The sequence below is a fragment of the Marinobacter salexigens genome (assembly GCF_002806945.1).
GTDB lineage: Bacteria > Pseudomonadota > Gammaproteobacteria > Pseudomonadales > Oleiphilaceae > Marinobacter > Marinobacter salexigens.
Genome location: NZ_NIHC01000008.1, coordinates 37,785 through 60,967, shown reverse-complemented (window position 1 = coordinate 60,967; position 23,183 = coordinate 37,785). Strand labels below are relative to the sequence as shown.

Below are 23,183 nucleotides of genomic sequence, written 5' to 3'. Positions count from 1 at the left end.
AGCGTTTAATCTATCCTTTTGCAGTACCGGGCTGAACTCGCCCGGACACACCGGCGGCAATGCGCTCACTTAGCAGCGCATCAAACTCTTCTGTATAGCTGTCTACCGTCCATGCAACCTGAGCTCCGCCTACCCGCAGAACCAAACCGTGCGCCTGTTCAGGGTCAGTTTCAAAACGCAGGTTAATGCCGGGCAACAGTTTATTTACGTCAGCCCTCAATAACGCTTGCGCAGGCTCAGACAAGGCATCGTGAGTGGTCGCTATCGCTTCCTTGCTGTCCCCTGCCGCGTCTGAGAGTTCCTGTGCTATCGGGTGTAATCGCACACCAACCTGTCGAACAATGGCTTCTTCCAGTGATTCATCCGCAAGATCGCGGAGGGCTTTGCGGGTGAGTTCCAGCAGGGTTTCCTCTCCAGCTCGTTGCAGTTGGGCCGTAAACTTCTGACGCTCACGCTCAAGGTGTTTGTGCCAGTCTCGCTGTTCCTGCTCAAGCTTGGCTCGAGCCTCGGCAAGCAGGCTGTCGCGCTGATCTTCCGATTCCCGCAAAGCCTGTTGAACCAAGGCATCCTGATCAGACAACAGTTGTTTCTTCTGCTGATGGAACTCAGCTTCGGCGGTTTGAGCTTTTTTTTCTGCCTCTCCGGCCTCGGCCATGCGCCGGGCTATTTCAGCCTCTCTGGCATCGATACCATCAAGAATGGGACGATAGAGAAAGCGCTTCAGCAGCCACACCAACACCAGAAAATTGGCGATCTGCGCAATAACGGTAACCCAGTCAATGGACATGATCGGCTCTAGCCTCCTGCGGCAACCTGCATGGCATCCCAGAACGGGTTGGCAAAGATCAGAATCATCGCCACCACAAAACAGTAAATAGCGGTGGACTCAATCATCGCCAGGCTTACGAACAGGGTGCGTGACAAGGTTGGCGCTGCATCCGGTTGTTGTGCGATGGCGGCTATCGCAGCTGCAGCGGCCCGCCCCTCACCCAGCGCCGGGCCAATGGCTCCAATAGCGATGGTAAGGCCGGCTGTAAATATCGAAATGGCCGCAATAATGGCAAGGTCGGTCATGACTTATCCTCTTTTTTGAGAACGGAAGGGTCTGGTTCTGCTGTAGCAGATGAGATGTAGACGGTGGCCAGAATGGCAAAAATATAGGCCTGAATCATGCCGGTTAATAAGCCCAGAATGTCCATGACCACCGGGAAAAAAAATGGTGCGACGGTGAGCAAGATAGCCGCAATAACAGCGCCACTCATCACATTACCGTAAAGGCGGATGGCCAAGGAAATGCCCCGGGAGAACTCGCCGATAATATTGAACGGCAACATAATGATTGAGGGTTCAATAAAGGTTTTGAGGTAATGCCTGACACCTCCACTGGCTATGCCAAACACCGGCACAGCAGCCAGCACGGACAAAGCCAAGGCAGCCGTAGTGGATAACGAGGATGTGGGCGGTGAAAACCCGGGTATCACCAGCATCAGGTTTGATAAGGCGATGAACAGGAACAGAGTGCCGGCAAAGTACATAACATGGCGCGCCGAGTTGCGGGTAACCTCCTCGATCTGGCCCTGAATCAGCTTTACGATGGTCTCAAGCGCTGTCCGCCAGCGATTGGGCGGCACATCCGGGCGCAGATTGCGGGTAATCAACATCGAAATACCCACCAGCAGCGCCATCACAATCCAGGTGTTTACAATGGTGGCATTGAACTCAAGGCCTGCCAGTGTAAAAACCACGATATCATCAGGGGTAAGCTGCATTATGCACTCTCCTGTACCGAAGTGATGGGCGCCTTGCCTACTCTGGCCCAAAGCACAGCTGCCAGTCGCGCCAGGAAAAATGCCAGTGCATAACCGGCGATGGCCCAATTACTGCCGGCGTAAGCGGTTACCAGAAAACCAACACCTAGCAGTATCCCAATCCGACAGAAAGAACTGGTCATCAGCCAAAGCCCGGGGCGGTCTGAGCCCAAGGCGCGTCGCATACCCCAGGCCAGCCCTATGAAAAACAATGCACTGACGGGTAAACCAAATGAAAACCCCAAGAGTACCGCTTGCCAGTCTACCGTTATCACCGCTTGTCTCCCTTCTGATCCGGCCCTTCTTTTTCGATCCAGCTCCAGGCAATAATGCCTCCTACAACCACGCCACCCAAAATCAGCGCAATGGGCCAGGAAAAGTTCTGTGGCGCCACTTTGTTTAACCACATCCCAAGGAAAGCGCCTGCAACAGTTGGCACAGCGATCGACCACCCGATGATTCCGAAAGCGCCAAGGCCGCGCAAAGGGCTGACTCCCGGCTCATTCCGGGCGCGCTTCATGCGCTCCGCGCTGCGCCGTATATCATCTGCGGAGCGATCGTTTTTAGTGCTCATACTGTAGGTTTCCGCAAGTCGCCAAACCGCCGCACTATGCCCGCCTCCAGCCGGGACAACGCGGAGCGCGCGACCCGTTCCTCTTCATCAACTTCTACAAAGGCTTCCTGTATCGTTTCATTCAGGGTATCTAAATCTGTTCCCTGAACACCACGGCGAATAGCTATATCTACCTGGTGGCCCTTTTTCATCAGAACACCCTCATCAATACCAAAGAAGCGTTCGCTACCATCTTCTGCGGTAAGAATCAGCACCGAAGGCACCAGTGCAGTCACGAAGTCAGTGTGGTTTGGCAGCATGCCAAAAGCACCGTTCTGAGCAGTTGCAAATAGCTGGCGCGCCTGGCCTTTGAAAAGCGTTTGGGTTGGCAGCCTCAGTGTTACCTGCATGGAGTCCGAGAGGCTCATGATTTTGCCTCCAGATCTTTTAGCGAACCAATCATATAATAGTCGGTTTCGTTATCATCAAACTCAGTCTGATTAAGGATGGTTTCACAACCGTCCAAGGTGTCCTTGATGGACACTCGCCTGCCGCTGTCGCCGGTAAGCGCGTCAACGGTGAAAAAGGGTTGGGTGAGAAAGCGCTCAAGCCGTCGCGCCCGCGCTACAGTGGCACGGTCTGCGGCTGACAACTCCTCCATACCCAGCATCGCAATGATGTCCCGCAGATCCTCATACTCTGCCAAGGTACGGCGCACCGCTCGGGCAATGTCGTAGTGGCGCTGACCTACAATGGCAGGGGTCAGCATAACGGAGGTGGAACCCAACGGATCAACCGCCGGATACAAGCCTTCACTGGCCCGCTTTCGGGATAACACCACAGAGGCTGACAGATGCGAGAAAATATGGGCTGCTGCCGGGTCGGTGAAATCGTCCGCCGGCACGTAGACTGCCTGAATGGAGGTAATAGCTCCGTTTCGGGTTGAGGTAATGCGCTCTTGCAAGCTGGCCAACTCAGTAGCCAAGGTGGACTGGTAACCAACCCGCGAAGGCATTCGGCCCATCAGCCCGGAAACTTCTGATCCAGCCTGTACAAATCGGAAAATGTTGTCGATGAGCAACAACACATCCTGTTTCTGTTCATCGCGGAAATACTCCGCCATGGTGAGTGCAGTTTTACCCACCAGAAACCGTACACCCGGGGCTTCGTTCATCTGCCCGAACAGCATAACGGTTTTATCCCGTACACCGGCATCGCCCATTTCCCGGTAAAGTTCTTCGGCCTCACGCGAACGTTCACCAATGCCACAGAACAGACTTACGCCCTGATAGTGTTGAACTGTGTTGTTGATTAATTCCGTGATCAGCACAGTTTTGCCTACACCTGCGCCGCCGAACAACCCGGTTTTTCCACCCCGCTCAATCGGTGAGAGCAGATCAATGGCCTTGATGCCGGTTTCAAGGATATCGCTGTGTATAACCCGGTCTTCCAGTGTTGGTGGGGGCTGATGAATGGAGCGCCGCACCGCAGCTGCAGGGGCGGGTTTGTCATCAATCGGCTCGCCAAACACATTAAGCATTCGACCAAGCACGGAATCTCCTACCGGCACCTGTATCGGCGAACCCGCAGCCTGAACAGCCATGCCGAGGCCTAATCCGCGTACGGGTGCCAATGCCATGCAGCGCACTGCACCATTATCCAGCAGCGAAGCAACCTCAAGCGCCAGGTTGCCAGCATAGAGAATATCCTGAATTCGCGGCGAGGTGCCGGGGAATTTCACATCGACAACACCGCCACGGATTGCGACAACCTGCCCGGAACCCGCAGCGTCGGTACTGGAGTTCAAGTCGGATTCATTAACCTTGGAGCTGTGAACTGCCTGATGTGACATGTTTACCTGCCTGATCCCTTGGGAGTTGCGGCCTGCAACCTTGTTAGATAGCGTGTCCCCAATTCGGAACATTGACCTTCAGACTAGTCGATAAATGCCTGACTGGCATTGAGTTGGGTCACTTGATAGCGATCCTGGCCCCTGATTTTTCAACCTACGGCGTGTCCAAAGGCCTCGAAAGCCAGGCTGCGCCCCTCACCCCACTGGAGTCGCCATGAACGGCGGGAACCACCGGCGTTCCGCACTCACCACCGAACACATATTTTGATAATCGTAGTGGCAACTCCTGGTAAATTTGTGCTGTATTACTCATGCCACCGCCCAGCACAATAATGTCCGGATCCAGCACGTTGATCACGGCCGCCAACCCACGAGCCAGATGCTCCAGATACTGACTCAATGACCCAGCAGCCTCTTTATTACCTTGACGGGCATTTTCGGCGATTTGCCGGGCGGGTTGGTCTTCGCCAGTCAGAAACTTGTGCGTCAGTGACAGCCCGGTACCAGAGGCGAATCTTTCATTACAACCGTTGTTGCCACAGAAGCACGGGCGTCGCTCCAGCTCCGCTTGTGGAGTCCAGGCTAACGGGTTGTGCCCCCACTCACCGGCAACCCCGTTTGGGCCCTTGAGGACCCGGCCATTTACACTTACGCCCGCTCCACAACCTGTGCCCAGTATGGCCGCGAACACCACATCGTGATCTTTTCCTGCGCCATCCGTAGCCTCAGACAGCGCCAGACAATTGGCATCGTTGGCAAGAGTGACCGGCCGCTGCAACAGAGCGCGTAAGTCATCCTGCATAAGTTGGCCATTAAGCCATGTGGAGTTGCCATTTTTGATTCTGCCGGTGATACCAGAAACGCTACCAGGTACACCAATGCCCACGTGTAAACCGCTGACACCGGCCTGCGCTTCAGCATCCTGCACCAGCGACTGAATGGCCCGAAGGGTAGCGTGGTAATCCCCCTTGGGTGTTGGCACACGCTTTCGGAAATATTCGCGGCTCTGAAAATGCTGATCGCCCTCTTGTTTCATCAGGATGACTTCGATTTTGGTGCCACCGAGATCAATACCAATAAGCCAATCGCTGCACATGGACCATTCCTGTTTTGTTAAGCCAACAACTTCCTAGCCCTGCTCATACTCCCGAACCAGCTCTTGCAGAAAGTACATGCCGGCAGAACTAAGAAAGTAACGAGCGGCACCCGAGCGAAACAGCAGATTGCGTTTATCCAGATAATCCAGGGCTTCGGGTAAGCCTTTCTCGAAGCGCGCAGCCCGAAGGATGTCCTGATACTCCTCGTCCGCGGCCAGGGTTGTAAGGTCTTGTTCATTCAACCCAGCATCGGGGCGGCCCAGGTAATCCAGATCCCGACCGCTGCGTGCAAAATAGCGCCCGATCAGGAGGAGTATCACCTGCACCCGGAAGGCATTCACATCATGCTCTTCACTTTCGTCGTCGCTGCTCTCCTTGAGAAAGAAAAAGCCACCGGTTTCGTTGAACACCAGCTCACTACCCAGGTGTTCGTATAGCGTCCGGAAATGGGACAGGTGGTTGAACAGCACATTGTAGAGCGGGTTGGCGCGCAGTTCGGCGCGGTTGCTGTCCCACACATCCCGAACAATCACCCTGCCTGCCTGAAATTCGCGGTAAATAGCTGTGCTGTGGGCGGGCAGGATCTGCTCGAAGCTGCTGGTTTGTTCCGGTTTATCCACGATTTCGACCGTTCCCATTGCGTCAGAGAATTCAGGCATGGCGTTGCTCTATCTGGCTGGTTGTGGGTTCCGCTTCAAGACGGCGTCTGCGATAGACAAACTGCTCGCCGTCCGTTGGCTGCTCCAGCATTCTGAACCGATTGGTGGTCACCACCCGCATGCCCTCCGGTGGCGAATTCACCAGCCGGTTAAGCGCCGCCAGCAAATCCGGGAAACGATAGCCGGGAATAAAACCGTCCAGGCGGCCATGCAGCTCGCTTACCAGATCTGCCGTGGGCCGCAGCTCCAGGGATTCCAGCCAATAATAAAGCTGGTTGATACGCTGAGCATCAATACGGGTGTGTCGGCCACTTCCCTCAACTTCCTGCAATACCGGAGCCTCGGCTTGTCGCCGAAGATCACTCAAGCGTAACTCCAGCTCGCTGAACAACAACTGGTAATAGCTGGATGAATTGCCGAAGGCGTAATGTTTGGGGTGCGGCTGGGCGCGCAAACCCATCAGAAAACCCGTGCTGCGGGCAAAGCCGCCGCCTTCCAGCCACTTGCGGCGCAGGCTGAGGGTTTCGGTTTCATCCTTGAGCTCCCTCAGTTTGCCGAAGAAATGCTCCATGGCATTGTACTGGGACATACCGCGCCGGGTTTTCCGCAGAAAGTGCTCCACCTCCTGGGCCACCGTCTGAATGGGCTTGTAAAGAGCGTTGAGGCTAATCGAGGAACGGAATAACTGATCCGCCAGGTCGTGCTCACCGGCGTTTTCCAGCAGCCTGACCATGGCTTCCAGGGTCTCGAACAGGTTGCTGCCATCGGGGAGCCGCGTATCCGGATTAAGAAACACCAGAGTCGGTTTGATGTGGCGCTCGTACAGAGTAACGATCTGTTCAAACAGGTTCTGGCGAAATTCCAGGTATTTATCCGGGGTTCGGCTGGCATCGCCAGACAGGTCGGCGAGCTGCGCGCTGATGGTTTGCATACGTAAAACGTTCTGGCGCAGCAGGCCGATGAGTTGGCTCACGCGCTCGTTCAGATCGTCCCGCAGTTCGGTGTAATCCGGGTCGGCCTCGCTGAAGCTGCTGGTTTCCAGACGGTTACGCACATCACGAAGGGTAACCAGATGGCCTCTCAGGCGAGCATCGGTCAGCTCCTGATACAGCGATGCGTTGCAAGCCCGCATCAGGTTGATCAGGGCATCCTGAAACACAAGCCGCCGCTCGCCTTCGGCTTTTACAATATCGATCACCAGACCACTGCGGAAGAGGTTGTCTGTGTTCATCGCCAAACGCACCCGGCTCCGGTCAGCTTTGCCCAGGGTGCAGGTATAGTCCATCACTTCAGCCACAAGATCGCTTTCCCGGATATGACGGCTCTCGTTCCTGTCCATCCGCTCGATCAATCTGAACAGGATCTTCGGGTGTTCGAACAGTAGCCGGGTCGTGTCCAGGGTGCTGAAGCGTTTACTCATCTGCCGGCTCCAGCAGGTTGGTCTGGGTTTGATCCGCCCACTGGCTCAGCGGTTCACCATTGGTGAAGCCCTCGGCGCCGCCCCAGAACACCAGCGTGCGCTGCGGGTTATAGGGGCGTGATGTGCGCATCTGCCCTACTTCCAAGTGCCGGCCGATCAAGTAAATCACTTCTGCGCTGGCGCTGTGGGTGGCAGCAGAGAACAGATTAAACCCCTGTTTTCGCAAGCGCTCCAGCAACGAGGGCAGCTGGCTGACGTCCACACTGGCCAACTCGTCCAGCACCATGGGGAAAGACAGCTGCACGCCTGGGTACAGCACCCGTTTTAACAGCCGGTGTACCAGTTCCAGGTTGATGAGGGCCGTAGTGGAAGTTGACTGGCCTTTCTTGTCCAGATTAGCGGTGTTTTCCTTGCGGGTTCGGTAGGAAATGCCGGTAATCACCTTGTCCATGGTCAGGCGTTTGCTGCCGCTCTGCTCCCCGAAAAAGTCCGCTACGAACACCCGCAAACGGTCGTAAAAAGCGTCCGACTGCAGTTGGTCACCATAGGGGTCGATGTTGTTGGCTTCTTCCACCAGATTGCGGAATTTCGGGTCGGTATGGATATCCACACGAATCTCTACCAGATCGTTGATGCGAACGCCGTCCAGTTCGCGGTTGAGCTGAGCTTCAAAGCGGGCAATGTGTTCATGATTGGATTTCAGAGCCTGCCGGTAGCTGGCGACTGTCTCGTTGTGAATCCCGATTTGCTGCTCCAGCATGTTCCAACGCTCGGCCATACCGGCAAACAGATCAGAGAGGCTTTTGAAGGTTTCGCGGATTACCGATGACGATGGGCTGTCCTTTTGCAGGGCGCCTTCCGTGTCCTCGTGGATATTCAGGTAAACGAATTGGCGCAGGTGATCAAGGATGCTGCGGCGACGCTCTTCCAGGTCATCCAGTTGAGTTTGCAGATCATCAAACGCAGCCACAGACACCTGTTCTACTGCGAGCGGTTGCTCCGACTTCAGGGCTTTCAAGTGCGGGAAGCGGTGCTCCACCGTGCCCACACTGCGGCTCAGGCCTGCAAGTTCCTTCTCCCGCTCTTCAGTGCGCTCTTTTTCTGCCTTGGCTTTGGCCGCTTTTTGTTGCACGGCTTCCTGTTTTTCCTGCTCCAGCCGGGCTTGTTCATGGACCCTGGCCAACTGTTCGTCAGCCGCCTTTTTATCTTCGGTGGCATCTTTCAGGTTGGTAGCCGCGGCCGGGAAACGGCTCAAAGTGTCCAGGTCTTTTTCAATGGCGCGGATTTCCTTTTCCGTGCGCTCAATCAGGCGCGGACGATCGTGTTCCTGATTGCCGGTTTCCGCAAGTTCGGAGCGTTCCTTTTCAAGGCCATTCAGTTCGCCCAGGATTTGCTGGCGCTGCTCGGCATAGTTCGCCTGCCTTGCTGGTTGCGCCGGATATTCGGTGTCGAACCAGTCAAAGCCACGGTCGCTGGGCACAAACAGGCGAGCAAAGGCTTCAATGGTGGCCTTGCAGTTCGCATCCAGATCCTGCCCTGGGCTGGCCATCATCAGGCGCGGGTCAACAGCCCGCAAAGGCGCGGCGGTGGCTTCGTCCAGTTGGTTTTGCAGCTGCCATTGCTGCTTGCTTTCCCGCTCTTTCAAGGCGTCGCGCTTGCGCTCAAGTTCATCTTTTTTCTTCTGGATCTGCTCCAGCCGTATTTCTGCCTGGGCTGCGCTTTGCAAGGCGGCCAGGTGGCTTCTCTTACCAGCCAGCTCCTCTTTCTGGACCTCCTCGATTTCCTGAAGGGTCATGTCACCGTATTGCGACAGGAGCAATTCACCATCTTTCTGGTTCTGTTCCGCCTGTTTGATACGCCGGTCGGCCGAGCGGATCTCCCCTTTCAGGCCGCTTTCTTCCTGTTCCAGTTTTTTCAGGCCCTGCAGAACGTGGCGCAGAATGTCGTTCTGCTCGTTCCAGGCTTCCACTGCCGTTTTGCGTCGGCTGCCTATGTCTTGCAGGGCATTGGTCACGCCATCCCGAAACGCAGCAAAGTCATGCTGGCTGCGAAGCAAAGTCTGGTAGACCTGATAATCCCGGTGCAACTTCTCAAACCGGGGGCGTTCTTTTTCAATGCGGTTCAGCTGGGTTTGTTGCTGCTTTAACTGATCATGCCGATTGAGGAAGTCGTCTATGTTGAAATCGAAGGCGTCATCGGCGAATTTCTTGTCAGCTTCAATGATGCTGGCTACTGCATTGGCCATGGCCTGATCATCGGCTTTCATTTCAAACAGCAACAGGATCAGGGTGCGCAAAGACTGTACCCTGCGCTCGTCAGATTCACCCAAAGGCAGCACGGAATAGCGCACGGCATCCGCGTGCATCAGTTCGCTGCTGTACAGCATTTGTTTCAGCTTGGCCGGGTCACTCACCAAACGGGTTTCTTTGGAGAGCTTTTTCAAAACCTCTGACAGGCGACTGAATGACAACTCCGGCACCGCCGTGCCAATACCAGCCTCATCATCGCTGTTCCAGAATAACGGCCGCAATTGATCGTAGCTGACAGGTGCAAAAGCCCGCCCATAGCTGAGCTGGCTGGCGTTGTCCCGGTAGAGGATCTGGCAATGTACACCGGCCGGGTTCTCGGCTTCCATAATCAGGAAGCTGAACTGGCTGGGGAAGTAATGCTGGTAGCTTTCTTCGTTGGTGTAGAAGCTGCCGGCGCTGGCATTGCGGAAGGCAAATTTCTTGCGGCTGTTCTTGAAGTTGTTTTCCGGTAGCAAAAACAGGCGCAAGGAATTCAGCAGGCTGGACTTACCCAGGTTGCCCGGCCCCAAAATCAAACCGTGGTTATCCACCGGGATTTCCACGTAACAAAAGCCAGCAGAATCCACCAGCACAAGGCGGCGGATGCCGAAGGTGAAATTGCCCGGTATCGTTTGGGGTTCACTCATCCAGAACCAACTCCTGTTCCATGAATTTTCCTGTTTTTCGAAAAGCCTCTGCCAGCGACACAAACCCAAGGCCTTCCGCCAACCCTATGGCTCTTGTAAACCTTTCGGTAGTGTCTGGCGCTTTGCGGAATCGGCTCAACCAGGGTTGCCAGTTGGACGGCTGGACAAAATGCACTCTATCAGCCAAGGGGGCGGTCATCGTAGAGAACATTTGCAGACCCCCTGCATCATAATCGAAGGCGCAAAATACGTCTTCATAGCCCTTCAACCACTCAAGAACGGCGCCACGGGTAATCCGATTGCCGCCGCCCAGCACCACATCACACTCTGCCAACGCCAGGTGCCTACCCAAAGCCATGCTGGCAAAGCTCAGCATCTGCCGATAGTGATAGAAATTGCGCTCGTTCTCTACGACCAGCACAGAGCGGGCCTGTTGGAAGCCAGCGTCCACAGAAGCCTTCCCGATGACCACCACATCCGGCCGGTTGGAATCCAACCCCTGATGGTAAACAAGAAGAAAACTGACGCCAGTACCGTGACGGTGAGAATTGCCCTTCATCGCAGCCTCCACCCGGCTGCCGGGGGTCTCCATTACATTCTGCAGTTCCGCAAACGCAGTTTCATCCAGAACCGTTATCAGCCACCGATTGGCCTGCACCTTTTTCGTGGCAAACAGATGCCGGTGGCGACCACGAAACGGCTCTGGAAGCTTTTTCAAAAAGGCCTCGTAGTTGATAGGCTGGCCGCGGAGAATTTTCTGGATGTAATCGCTCAACAGTTTCGCCGCCTGCCACCACGGCCTTCCACGCAGCGCTGGAATGCAGGTAGATGTCGCTCCTGTGATGCCGCCTGAAGATTCCGCAAGACCGTTAGGATTTCCGGGCGCTCTGTCGCTTCGAATAACCGCTCGTACAAGTCAGCATTCTCAACTTCATCCTTGACCCCTGCCTCACAAGCCTCCTGGAGGCTGGCAAACCGCGCAACCTTTCCGGGCCAGGGGTTATCAGGTACAGGAAGATCGTAGCGTTCAAACAGCCTGAGCAATGCATTTATATGGCGGCCCTCGGCGTCACGAATATTACTGAAAGGGCGAACGTCACCAAAGTCAGCAAGCACCTGATCATAAGTCGCCCAAGCCTTGTACTCATCATCCAGCGCCTCGTGCAAGGCACGAACCTCTTTCTCAGTCAGACTACTCATAGTTAGAGCCTCAAATACATTTAATATCCTGAATCTCCTGCACCGCCCCCTCCTGATTGGCAACCTATCTACGCGGACACAGCGCCACCGTGCACTTGCTTAACATTAGAAAGGATCACAGAAATCCGGTAATCTTATTGCGCTGTATCAATGTGGCCGCAAGCCTGCCAAGAGACACTCTATCAATGATCCATTCAAGAATGTATACGCCAATCCATGCGGTTTTATTAGCCGGTGCAGTTTCACTAATTCTCGTGGCCGGGGTCTGGTCGCCACAAAGTGAATCATCTACAAACATTGGCTCGCCGAGTGCCAAAGTGGTGGATCAGCTGGCAGACCCTGCTCAACAGCCAGATCCCCAAAACAAAAACCAGCCGTTATCGTCAGGCGTCTCGGCCCCGGAAACCTATAGTGTCCATTACAAGGTTAAACCCGGAGATAGCCTCAGCAGCATTTTTAGCGAATCCGGAGCCTCGCAGGCCGACCTTCACCGCATTATGAAGGCCGATGTGGAATATCTGGCCCTGGAAACTCTCAGACCGGGAACCGAACTCAAGCTGACCTTCAACAAACAGGGAGAATTCCAACAACTGGCGCTGGACCTGGATCCTGCCCGTTCTCTTGCCTACACCAGAGTGGAAAAGGATACATTCGAATATCAGGAAACCGAGCAAAGTACTCACTGGGTATCAGAAGTGTTGAAGGGTTCCATTCGTGGCAGTTTTTACCAGTCAGCCCTGAACGCCGGGCTCTCCAAAACTCAGATTGCGTCGGTCCAGCAACTGCTCGAGCACCAAATCAACTTCAGGCGGGAATTGAGGGCTGGGGATACCTTCGCGGTTATTGTCGGCCATGAAAGGACGGCCTCCGAAAGTACCGGAAAAACCCGCATTGAAGCAGTGTCGCTTGAACGGCGCAACCGAACTCACACGGCGTTCCTGTTCGACGATGGCAACTATTACGACCAGAACGGAAAAAGTGTCTTGCCCGCATTCAGGCGCCTACCTACGGCCAAATCCTTTCGGGTGAGTTCTCATTTCAACCCGAACCGGCTTCATCCCATTACCGGCCGCCGGTCGCCTCACAATGGTGTTGACCTGGCCACGCCTGTCGGTACACCAATCATGAGTACCGGCGACGGTGTTGTCGAGCGGGTGGGCAATCACCGCTATGCCGGGAAATATGTCGACATTAATCATGGCAATGCCTACAAAACCCGCTACTTGCATCTGGATAAAATCTTTGTGCGAAAGGGGCAGCAAGTCCGGCGTGGAGAAAAAGTCGCACATTCCGGTAACACGGGCCGCAGTACCGGTCCTCATTTGCACTTCGAACTGCACATGAACCAAAGACCGGTAAACCCATTGAAAGCCGATATTCCTACCGCTTCAGATGTACCAAAAACGGCGCTCAAGCGGTTCGAAAGGGTCGCCGAGTACAAGCTAGCGGTAATGAGTGATGCCGGCAGTCGGTCGAACCTGATGCTGGCGGGCATCGACACTCAATTCGATTAACCCAGCAGCTTGCCTGAGCCACAAATCACTGGGTACGCGAGAAGTATTCAGAACTTGCTTCAGCGGTTGAGAATACTGTACGCGCCCTTTTCGGCAATCATCACGGTCGGCGCATGAATGTTGCTGCCCGTGATGGTGGGCATCACCGACGAATCAATAACCCTCAGTCGCTGAACTCCATGCACCCGCAGCTCTGAATCCACCACAGCCTTCCCCCCCTTCCCCATGGAGCAGGTGCCTGCTGTGTGGTAAACCGTCTCGACATGGTCACGTATCCACTGGCGCAACTGCTCATCGCTTTGGACTTTTGGCCCCGGGCTTTCCTCTCCCCCATGAAAAGGCTCCATCGCGGGCTGGGCAAGAATTTTTCGTCCCAAGCGAATGCCCCGCACCAGAGCATCAAGCTCTTTTCTCTGCTCAAGGTAGTTGGCATGAATAACCGGGTGGGCAAACGGATCGGCACTGCGTAACACCACACGCCCGCGGCTTTCCGGGCGCAGATGGCAGATGTGCAGCACAAACCCCGAGCGCATAGAGGTAAACAGCCCGCGACCGTGTGGCTGCATCCGTATGGCCGCAAACTGCAATTGCAGATCCGGGATGGGCTCATTGGGATGAGAGCGCACAAAGCCGCCGCAGTCGGTCGGGGTGAACACAAAATTCTTCTGCCTCAGCATCCGCGTAAAAAATGCCAGGCTATTACGAGTTGGAGCAACCGCCAGCGAGGTGCCAGTCTTGTCCCGACATCGGATAATAACATCGGGGTGATCCTGAAGGTTCTCACCAACACCTGGCAAATCATGAACCAGCGGGATGCCAAGAGCCTGTAATTCCTCCGCCGGACCAACACCGGACAGTTTGAGCAGTTGCGGTGAATTGATAACACCAGCACTCAGGATGACTTCCCTCGCCGCCTTCAGGACTTCGCGATCCCCTTTAGAGCCGTTACGGGCTATCTCCACACCGGTAGCCACCGTGCCGTCAAAACAGATTCGGGTAGCATGCACGCCCGTCAAAACCGTGAGGTTGGGCCGCTCCATAACTTCATCCAGAAACGCGTAGGCGCTGTTTGCCCGATGCCCTGATGGCGTTTGGGTTACCTGGAAAAAGCCACAACCTTCCTGTTCGGCACCGTTAAAGTCCTCATTGATAGCCTGGCCTGCTTCACCACAGGCGGTCACAAAAGCCTCACTAGCGGGAAAATGGTAGTTGGTTCGCACAACATCCATGGTGCCCTGATCGCCATGCCATTCATCCGCACCTTGCGCCTGCCGTTCCGATTGGCGAAACCAGGGCAATACACTCTGGTAATCCCAGCCGGGGTTGCCCAATGAGGCCCAGTGGTCGTAATCCTGCGGGTGGCCCCGAGTGTAAATCATGGCGTTGATGGAGCTGGATCCACCCAGGGCGCGCCCCCTGGGCCAAAAAAGCGCGCGATTACCAGTGCCTGCTTCAGGCTCGGTGTGATAGCGCCAGTTGTAGGTACGGCTGTTCATCAACATCAGCATGTTCAGGGGATTGCAGTTGCGTATCCAGTGCGTGCGGTCACTGGGCCCCGCCTCCAGCAGGCAGACCCGGTTACCCGGATCTTCCGACAGCCGGTTGGCTAACACGCAGCCGGCAGAGCCGGCCCCGATGATGATGTAGTCGTACATGGCGATTCCGAAGGTCAGGGCGCAATTTTGTTTTTCAGAGTGCGGGTAAGCGGAACAGGCAAGCTCGGCAAAGAACGTAATACCCAGGGCAGTATTTTTCGCTTTAAACCGCTCAATGACTCCGGCACCATGGCCTCGATCAAGTGGGGGCCAGGCTGCAACAGAGCGTATTCAAGGGCGTGATTGAAGGCCTCGGCCGTGTCCACCCGCACACCATGAACCCCCATACCCTGTGCCAACTGGGCGAAATTCAACACCGGGCCATTCAGGTCCAGCTGCGATTTGGCCTTGGCGCCCACCTCTTCCGCGCCTACACGCTCCAGTTCGATGTTCAGCACAGAGTATGACGCGTTGTTGAATATTATGGTGGTGACATTCAACTGCTCACGCGCCATGGTCCACAGAGCTTGAATGGTATACATCGCCGTGCCATCACCAATCAGCGCAATGACTGGCCGTTCGGGGCAGGCAATCGCCGCGCCGACTGCGTTGGGCAGGCCCTGGCCAATGGCACCGCCGGTTAAGGCAATCATGTCGTGACGGGGTGAAGCCGCAGTCATGGCATTCAACATCAACCCGGAGGTGATGGCCTCGTCGATAATAATGGCGTTCTCTGGCAGGTAGTGACCAACGGCTTTACAGACTTTGGGTGCTGAAAGGCGACCGCGCGGCGCCGATGGCGGCTGCAGCTGTTGGATCTTGGGCTGGGCTTTGTCGGCGCCCAGTACCTCGGCCAGTTTTTCAAGGCTGGCCCGGGCATCTTGATCGGGGCGGGACAAGGTATGAACAGTGCACGTATCCGGCACCAGATAACTCTTTTTGCCAGGGTAGGCAAAGAAGGACACAGGTGCCTTGCTGTCCACCAGAATCAGGTGATCAATGTCGGCCAACTGCACGCCTGCCAGTTCCGCCAGATAAGCTACGCGCTCAACCGGCGGCAAGCCTTCGCCACGCTCCATACGGGTCGGGAAGGTTTCTGCCAGTAGTTTCACCCCCTTGGCAGCGGCAATTTTTGCAGCGGCCATCAGGGCCGGCTCACGCAATGCTCGTCCACCCAAAAGCAACGCTGTCTTTTTTCCGGATTGAATAGCGTCGACCACGGCCCGTATGGCGTCATCATCGGCCACCGGAGACGCTATCTGTTTCGGGATCGCGCAGGGGCTGCCGCCCTCTCCCCATGACACATCGGCGGGCAAGATCAGTGTGGCAACCTGGCCGGGTAGGCCGCGGGCTGTGGTGATGGCTTCCACGGCATCTTTGCACAGTTCAGCAGTGGTTTTTGAGGTGCGGACGAAACCTGGCGACACATTGCGGGCCACAGTCTCGATATCCGATTGCAACTGGGCATCGTATTTCACGTGCTCTATGGCGTGGTCGCCAACAATGTTGACCACTGGCACCTTGCCTTTGCGGGCGTTGTGCAGGTTAGCCAAGCCATTGCCGAGTCCGCATCCCAGGTGCAGCAGTGTAGCAGCGGGCTTGTCGGCCATACGGGCGTAGCCATCGGCAGCACCGGTTGCCACGCCCTCGAACAGTGCCAGCACAGCGCGCATTTTTGGTTCATCATCCAGCGCCGCCACAAAGTGCATCTCGCTGGTACCTGGATTGCTGAAACAAACTTCAATACCAGCGTCCACCAGGGTTTTCATCAAGGCTTGCGCGCCGTTCATTATTATTCTCCTTGGTATTGGTTTATAGGCACTTACGCCAGAGCACAAAGCTCAGCGTTTGGCTGATAATTTCTCTGCATCAGGTGTCGGACAAAATAGATCGTGCTGCCGCCCGCGCGGTCAATATACAACCGGGTAAAAATGTGCCTTCCAGAGACCGCTTACCATTACAACCTCCTCCGCCAAAGCCTGCGGCTTCACCCACGCAGTAGAGCCCCGGTACCGGTTGGTTGTCAGCGTCGAGCACACGGGACATCAAATCAGTCCGCAAGCCGCCGAGGCTTTTGCGGGTAATCAACTGCATGCGAACGGCTATAAATGGCCCAGCTCCCTTCTTTTGCAAGGGAGCCGGTTTACAGGTGCGCAGTTTATCCGGCCCCCATTGACGGGCATGCAGTATGCGGCGGATCTGATCGTCATTTTCCAGTTTGCAGCCAGCCGTAAAATTTGCATCAAAAGCATCGGCCGTAGCCTGTAATGTGGCCGGCTCAATATCGTGGGATCGGGTAAGCGCATTCATTTTCCGGGCAAGCTCTCCAAGTGTGTCGGCCACCAGAAAATCATCACTTTCACGGACCATCTGCTTGACCAGGTTATGGTTGCCGGTCAGCGTCTCAAACACAAAGCGAACCAGCTGCTTGTCGCGTATTCGCTGGTTATGCTCTGCGCCTGAGATAGCAAATTCCCTGGCGGCAATGCGCCAGTTCAACAGATGCCAGGTCCAGGGTTGCTCCTGCTCGGCAACACGCTGGCAAAGCCAGTGGGTATCGAAGCCGGTTACCAGTGGCTCCGGGCCAATTCGCTTGCCCTTGTGATCCAGCCAAAGAGCTGACTTACAAGGTATGGTTGATAAACCGTGGCCTTTAAAATGAGGATACGGGTGGCGAAAGCCCGCGGCGTAGTTCCACATTTCGCCCGCGTTAACGATACTGCCACCGAGCTTGTTGGCGACTTCGTGATGCAGTTTGCCATCGGCGTAAGGGTGGGCTCCATTCAGCATGGTTTTGGGCATGGGCCGATCTTTCGGCCAGTTGGCTCGAGTCTGCTGGTGGCTGCCGTTAATTCCGCCCGTGGCCAACACTACAGTGTTCGCAGTAAAGCTAACCTTCTCACCGGTTTCGTCATTGGTGCCGGTGGCACCGGTAACGTGCCCTTCACTGCATTCAAGCGAGTCAATGCTGTGCCGGTGGAGTATTGTGAGGCGATTATCCTTACCTGCTTCCCGCATGGCGGCAATCAAAGTGCGGGTAAGCTCCCGGGAGGTTCCAAACACTATATGGTAGCGCGGCACACTGTTTCCTTCGCCTAACCGGCCTCGCTCAACCCAGTTCACCGCAGGCAAAAACCTGATCCCTTCGGCGGTTAGCCAGTCGTGCACCTCACTACAACAATTCTCTACATAGTAACGAGCCCAAGCCAGAGAGTGCTCGTCACGGGCATCCAGTTCACCAAAGCTGATCCAGTCTTTCAGTGCGCGCTCAGGGCTATCCGGAATACCCTTTTTGCGTTGTAGCGGTGTACCAACCAAGGCCATCCCGCCAAACGCCCACAACGCGAGCCCACCCAGTCGCTCCGGTGTATCCCGATCCACCAGTGTCACACTTTTTCCCGCCCGAAGAAGTTCCAGCGTTGTGACTATGCCGGCAAGTCCGCCGCCGATCACAAGTGTGTCTGTGGCAAGCTGGTTGGCCATTAAGAGACTCCTTCAGGCTAGTAGAACATCAGCCTTATTGGCCGCAAGAATATTCTGGATAGAATAAAACATGCCTCCGTTCTTGACTAAACACGGATCACAATTTGACAATATGCGGCCATAAGTCGTTCAGAATAAGCGACATGCAGTATTTTGCACACAGTGGCACTGCTTGTGGGATTTCCCAATCTTGCGCTCCATGCCGGGCCTGGCGATCAGCGAGCGGGGATAAACGAACCGTAGCCCACATTGTGACCAAATTCTGGCAGGAACTGCTCGTCATCAACGGCCAGTTTTCCATTGATCATCACGGTTTTTACAATGCCCGGGTTGCGGTTAACCAACCTTTGAAGGTTAAAGTTTTCCATTTCGCCCCAGGAAACCTCTTCCAGATTCTGGTCAAAGCCTGAGGGATCCAGCACCACCAGATCGGCTCGATCACCTACCCGGATCTTGCCGGCTTCAATGCCAAACCAATCGGCTTGATCGCCCGTCAAACGGTGAACGGCCTGTTCCATAGTCATCACCGCATCACCCTCGTCGACGGATTCCTGAACCAGCTTCAACATGCGCAGCGGCAAGTTGTAAAAGGCCATATTGCGGATATGGGCCCCGGCATCACTGAAGGTAATGAGTGTGCTCGGGTCTTTTACCAAGCGCTTCAATACTTGTTTACGGTGGTTTCCCACCGTGGTGTACCAGCGTATTTTTTTACCAAACTCCACAACCAGATCGAGGAACAGATCCACCACATGGATGCCGCGCGCTTGGGCTACCTCTTCAAAGTTCTTACCAATCAGTGATTCATCCGGGCAGTCGATGATCATGGCGTCACCGAAGTCCCGCTGCCAAACTCGGGGGCTCAGCTTTTCACCATAGAACTTCCGGAATTTACGGCGGTACTCCTCACTTTGTAAAAGGTCGTTGCGCTCTACCGCATCTTTCAGATCCAGAGCCATTTCCCCTGCCCCGAACTCTTCAAAGAACACAACATCAATCCCGTCTGCGTACACCGTGAACGGTGTAGGCAATACCTGCCAGCGGAAGTCTCCCCGCAAGGCATTGGTAAACATGGATGTTATTTTGGTGAGGGTGGTCAGCGCCGCGCTGCCTTTCAGATCCATCTGGCTGATTAACGTAGTTTTTAGAGGGCGCCGTAAAAGACCCACACACTCGCGAACATATTGAAGAATCTGCAAGGGTGTCGCCGCATTCGGTGCACCTTGATGTACCCGGTCATACTGGCGCACCAACTTGTTCAAGCGGGCGATCTCGCCCCACTTTGCGTAGGTGCTGGGCAAGCTCTTGGACCACTCCCGATCTCCATCCACCTTGTCCCACTTCAGGCACATGGTAGACAAGCCAAGAAACCCTTCATCAAGCGCCTCTTTCAGCAAACGCTCCATGGTCAGCATTTCTTCTTCGCTGGGCTGAATGGACAAATCTGTCGCACGGCTTAACCCCATCACTCCAACCCGCATGTCACTATGGCCCAGGAAACTGACAACGTTAGGGCCAAGGGGCAGCTGCTTGATGTGCTCAACCCACTGTTTTGGTGTCGACCAGGTTTTGTGCTGCCTCAAGATGGGCAGTACCCGCTCCCTTGGCACGGTTTCAACGCGAGTGAAAATGTCTGACGCATCCTCGTAATCGCTGCAGATCATACTCAGGGAGCAACTACCCACCAGCACGGTGGTTACACCATGGCGTACCGATTCGGAAAGGCTCGGGCTTACCAGCAACTCGGCATCGTAATGGGTGTGAGTATCAAGGAATCCGGGTGTGACCCATTTGCCTGTGGCGTCAATTACACGGCATGCCTGATCATGGGAAATGGGGCCTGCTGTCACTTTCGCAATACGGCCATCCTTGACCGCCAGATTTCGAATGGAAGATGGTGCGCCAGTGCCGTCGAAGTAACGGCCGCCTTCGATGATGAAGTCGTACGAGGTCATTGCGTTATCTCTTTTGCGTCTTGTTATTGTATATATCCGATCCAATCAGAGTAACCGAAGCTGATTAAATAACCAGCTCCGGCTAGTGCGCACCTCAATGTTGGTTCATCCAAACCCTTATAGGACAAGCTCAGTTTTTGGATTGAATCCGGAAGAATACGGAGTACAGTAGCGGAATCACCACCAGAGTGAGCGCTGTGGCAAACAGCAGGCCAAACATGATGGTCACTGCCATGCTTTTGAAGAAGGGGTCCATCAATAACGGTGCCACCCCCATGATAGTAGTCAAAGCCCCCAAAACCACGGGCCGTGCGCGACTGATGGAGGCGTGAACGACCGCATCAAACGGCTCCATACCCGCTTGGATGTCGTTATCCGCCTGGTCCACCAGCACAATGGCATTTTTCACCATCATTCCAATCAGACTCAGAAAACCTAAAATCGCCATAAACTCAAATGCCGCCTGGAACGATGCCAAGCCAATCACCACCCCGACCACAGCGAAAGGCACGGTGCACCAGATCACAAGGGGCTGCCGAATAGCATTGAACATGAACACCACCACCAGAATCATGGCGGCGAACCCGTAAGGCGCCGATATGGCAAGCCCTTCGTTGGCATCCCGCGAGGCTTTGTATTCTCCGTACCAAGTCAGTTCGTATCCAGGCGGGCGCTCGATGGCTTCAATCTGTTCGCGGATTGATGTGAAGGCCTGGTCGGTAGCAATACCCGGTGCGGGATCAGACTGCACCATGATAGTGGGCTGGCGATCAACCCGGCGGATCATTGCATCCTGCCACACCACTCGCACAGAGTCGGTCAGTTCGCTTACCGGCACCGACTCGCCCAGTTTTTCACTGTAGACTTTGATGCTCTCGATGGCCCGCTGGCGGCTGCGTTCGTCAAAGGGTGCGCGCACAACCAGAGGAATAAGGTCATCTTCCTCACGATATTGGCCTACAGAGCGGCCACTGAGAGTCTGCGCGACTGCCTGATTAAGCTCAACACTGGTTAGCCCCAATTTCTGCAGCAATGCATGGTTGTAGGTAGGCACCACAACCGGCACCTGCTGCCTCCAGTCATCCTGCACCGCAATCAGATTCGGGTTCTGCTCCATTAGCGCTTTTGCTTCCTCAGCCAACTGACGCAAGACGGCCGAATCCCGACCGCTGAACCCGGCCTCGATTTTTTTGCCGCCTCCGCGGCCCAGCATGAATTTCCAGGCTTTGATTGATGCCTCTGGATAGGTCTTGGTTAGCTCGCCCTGCAATTTGCTTATTAAAGGCGAAATGAAGCTTTCATCTCCCACGTCCACAAGCAATTGCCCGTAGGAGGCATTACGGGGCTCGGGCGAATAGGTAAGCATGAATCTGAGCCCGCCGCCGCCAATAAAGGACGTTACATCAGTAACATCATCATGAGCTGTTACATCATCTGCAATGCTGCCCAACACATCAGCGGTATGGGATATATCTGTGCCTTGGGGCAAGTACACATCCACCACAAATTGCGGCCTCTGGGATTCCGGCATGAAGCCCGGAGGAACCAACCCGGTACCGGCAATACCGCCAGCGAACAAAGCTAGCAACACAACGCCTGTGGTCTTCCGATACCTTAGAACCCACTGTAAAAGTTGGCGGTAAGCCCTTAAAATCCTGCCTTCTTTTGCAGCTTCGCCAGTTTGTTTCACTGTTAAAAACTGGTAGCACAGCATCGGAATTACGGTCACCGAAAACAGCCAGCTCAGCGCCATGGAATACAAAATCACCCAGAACAGTGAGCCCGCATATTCACCCATATCACTGGGGGACAAACCGATGGCGCTAAACGCAAGAATACCCACCAGCGTACCGCCCAACAGGGGCCAACGAGTTGACTGCACCACATCCACAACGGATTGATAGCGGTCTTCACCGTTTCTGAGCTTCACCAGCACCGCATCGGTGACCACTATGGCGTTATCTACCAACATGCCCAGTGCAATAATCAGCGCCCCAAGAGACACCCGCTGCATGGCAATGTCGTCTATCAGCATGATAATCAGCGTGCCAGCCACAGTGAGCAGCAGCACAAAACCAATGATGACGCCGGATCTCAAACCGATAAAGGCCAGCAACACCACAAAAACAATCACCACTGCCGCGGCCAGATTGCCAATAAAATCCGAGATTGAGGCCTGCACGGAATCCGACTGTATGGATACCGGATTCAACTCCACGCCGACGGGCCGCTGAGCATCCAGTTCGGCGAGGCGAGCTTTTACCGCGTTACCCATTTCGACCACATTGCCGCCAGACACATTGGAAATGCCCAGGCCAATGGCACGCTCGCCATTGTATTTCATCAGAAACTCCGCTGGCTCCTGGTACCCTCTTTTCACATGGGCAACGTTCTGCAGCTTCACCGTTTGACCGTCTGACCCAATACCCAACGGAAGGTTTTTCAATTGCTCGAAGCTTCCAACGGCGCTTTCCGGAATCACTGGCAATCGCATGGAGCCGGCTTTGACATCTCCTGCCACTGTTATCGTGTTCTGCTTTTGCAGCACCTGGTATACCTGCTTCGCGGTAACCCCCAGATTCTCCAGCCGTTCGCTGGAGATTTCGATGTAAATCCGCTCTTCCCGCTGGCCTATCAAGGCGGTTTTTGCCACACCGTCGACCAGTGCCAGCTCCTTGCTCAGAAATTCGGCGTACTCTTGTATCTGTTTATTGCTGTAGCCAGGCGCGGTTATACCGTAGAAAAGCGCGTAAACATCGGCAAAATCATCGTTCACAAAAGACGGGCCGGCACCGGAAGGCAGAGATCGTTGGGCGTCATTCACTTTGCGCCGCAGTTTGTCCCACACCTGTTCCAGTTCCGCTTTGGTTTTGGAAAACTCTAGCTTGATCTCAACGTCAACTTCCGAACGACCCTGCTTGGAGACCGACGTTACCTCTTTTACCTCCTGCATGGACTGCACGGCAGCTTCAATAGCATCGGTCACTTCATCGGCTACATCCTGAGCACTTGCACCCTCATAGGATGTGACAATGACCGCTTTGCGGATAGTAAATTCAGGATCCTCAAAGCGGCCAAGATTGTTGTAGCTCAGATACCCACCCAGCAGAATCAGAAAAATGATGACCCATAAACTGGTGCGCTTTTGAATGGCGTAGGCTGCAAGATTCAT

The 23,183-nt window shown here is 54.9% G+C and carries 19 protein-coding genes; 1 reads left to right on the top strand and 18 read right to left on the bottom strand.

Annotation, left to right across the window (positions count from 1 at the left end; translation table 11 throughout):
• Positions 1-10: 10 nt before the first annotated feature.
• The 13 genes from CDH47_RS15040 to CDH47_RS14980 form a co-directional block, all read right to left on the bottom strand.
• Positions 11-787: a F0F1 ATP synthase subunit B family protein gene (locus CDH47_RS15040; protein ID WP_100640828.1), complete on the bottom strand. Its 777-nt coding sequence runs from the start codon at positions 785-787 to the stop codon at positions 11-13.
• Positions 788-795: 8 nt separating this feature from the next.
• Entirely contained in the window at positions 796-1,074 is a 279-nt protein-coding gene (locus CDH47_RS15035) for a F0F1 ATP synthase subunit C (RefSeq protein ID WP_022990721.1), read from the bottom strand.
• Entirely contained in the window at positions 1,071-1,769 is a 699-nt protein-coding gene (locus CDH47_RS15030) for a F0F1 ATP synthase subunit A (RefSeq protein ID WP_100640826.1), read from the bottom strand. The genes CDH47_RS15035 and CDH47_RS15030 overlap by 4 nt, the downstream gene beginning before the upstream one ends.
• Positions 1,769-2,083, bottom strand: a complete 315-nt coding sequence (locus CDH47_RS15025) for an N-ATPase subunit AtpR (RefSeq protein ID WP_239985829.1) — start codon at positions 2,081-2,083, stop codon at positions 1,769-1,771. Before CDH47_RS15025 ends, CDH47_RS15030 begins: the two co-directional genes overlap by 1 nt.
• Positions 2,080-2,382, bottom strand: a complete 303-nt coding sequence (locus CDH47_RS15020) for an AtpZ/AtpI family protein (protein WP_100640824.1) — start codon at positions 2,380-2,382, stop codon at positions 2,080-2,082. Before CDH47_RS15020 ends, CDH47_RS15025 begins: the two co-directional genes overlap by 4 nt.
• Positions 2,379-2,789, bottom strand: a complete 411-nt coding sequence (locus tag CDH47_RS15015) for an ATPase (protein WP_100640822.1) — start codon at positions 2,787-2,789, stop codon at positions 2,379-2,381. Before CDH47_RS15015 ends, CDH47_RS15020 begins: the two co-directional genes overlap by 4 nt.
• Positions 2,786-4,213: a F0F1 ATP synthase subunit beta gene (gene atpD / locus CDH47_RS15010; protein WP_100640820.1), complete on the bottom strand. Its 1,428-nt coding sequence runs from the start codon at positions 4,211-4,213 to the stop codon at positions 2,786-2,788. The genes CDH47_RS15015 and atpD overlap by 4 nt, the downstream gene beginning before the upstream one ends.
• Before the next feature lie 154 nt (positions 4,214-4,367).
• Complete coding sequence (locus CDH47_RS15005; protein WP_100640818.1) at positions 4,368-5,309, bottom strand: ROK family protein; 942 nt, start codon at positions 5,307-5,309, stop codon at positions 4,368-4,370.
• A gap of 33 nt (positions 5,310-5,342) precedes the next feature.
• On the bottom strand, positions 5,343-5,969 hold the full coding sequence (locus CDH47_RS15000; RefSeq protein ID WP_239985828.1) for a condensin complex protein MksE: 627 nt from the start codon (positions 5,967-5,969) through the stop codon (positions 5,343-5,345).
• A complete protein-coding gene (locus CDH47_RS14995) occupies positions 5,962-7,389 on the bottom strand; it encodes a hypothetical protein (RefSeq protein ID WP_100640816.1) in 1,428 nt (475 codons plus the stop codon). Before CDH47_RS14995 ends, CDH47_RS15000 begins: the two co-directional genes overlap by 8 nt.
• A complete protein-coding gene (locus CDH47_RS14990; protein ID WP_100640814.1) occupies positions 7,382-10,324 on the bottom strand; it encodes a hypothetical protein in 2,943 nt (980 codons plus the stop codon). The genes CDH47_RS14995 and CDH47_RS14990 overlap by 8 nt, the downstream gene beginning before the upstream one ends.
• Positions 10,317-11,099 carry a hypothetical protein gene (locus CDH47_RS14985; RefSeq protein WP_100640812.1) on the bottom strand — a complete coding sequence of 261 codons (783 nt, stop codon included), beginning with the start codon at positions 11,097-11,099 and terminating at the stop codon, positions 10,317-10,319. The genes CDH47_RS14990 and CDH47_RS14985 overlap by 8 nt, the downstream gene beginning before the upstream one ends.
• Entirely contained in the window at positions 11,096-11,524 is a 429-nt protein-coding gene (locus CDH47_RS14980) for a ferritin-like domain-containing protein (RefSeq protein WP_100640810.1), read from the bottom strand. Before CDH47_RS14980 ends, CDH47_RS14985 begins: the two co-directional genes overlap by 4 nt.
• 185 nt (positions 11,525-11,709) lie before the next feature.
• On the opposite strand from CDH47_RS14980, the gene CDH47_RS14975 reads away from it, so the two are divergent.
• Entirely contained in the window at positions 11,710-13,038 is a 1,329-nt protein-coding gene (locus tag CDH47_RS14975; RefSeq protein WP_100640808.1) for a peptidoglycan DD-metalloendopeptidase family protein, read from the top strand.
• Between the two features lie 59 nt (positions 13,039-13,097).
• Here CDH47_RS14975 and CDH47_RS14970 read toward each other — a convergent pair whose 3' ends face one another.
• From CDH47_RS14970 to CDH47_RS14950, 5 genes are all read right to left on the bottom strand, one after another.
• Positions 13,098-14,693 (bottom strand): GMC family oxidoreductase, encoded by a 1,596-nt coding sequence (locus tag CDH47_RS14970; protein ID WP_100640806.1) that lies wholly within the window; start codon positions 14,691-14,693, stop codon positions 13,098-13,100.
• A gap of 14 nt (positions 14,694-14,707) precedes the next feature.
• A complete protein-coding gene (locus CDH47_RS14965; RefSeq protein WP_239985827.1) occupies positions 14,708-16,363 on the bottom strand; it encodes an acetolactate synthase large subunit in 1,656 nt (551 codons plus the stop codon).
• Between the two features lie 79 nt (positions 16,364-16,442).
• The gene (locus tag CDH47_RS14960) at positions 16,443-18,056 is read right to left on the bottom strand and encodes an FAD-dependent oxidoreductase (RefSeq protein WP_100640804.1); all 1,614 of its coding nucleotides are present in this window, start codon (positions 18,054-18,056) and stop codon (positions 16,443-16,445) included.
• Positions 18,057-18,271: 215 nt separating this feature from the next.
• The gene (locus tag CDH47_RS14955) at positions 18,272-20,011 is read right to left on the bottom strand and encodes an N-acyl-D-amino-acid deacylase family protein (protein WP_100640802.1); all 1,740 of its coding nucleotides are present in this window, start codon (positions 20,009-20,011) and stop codon (positions 18,272-18,274) included.
• A 130-nt stretch (positions 20,012-20,141) separates the two neighbouring features.
• Positions 20,142-23,183, bottom strand: a complete 3,042-nt coding sequence (locus CDH47_RS14950) for an efflux RND transporter permease subunit (RefSeq protein WP_100640800.1) — start codon at positions 23,181-23,183, stop codon at positions 20,142-20,144.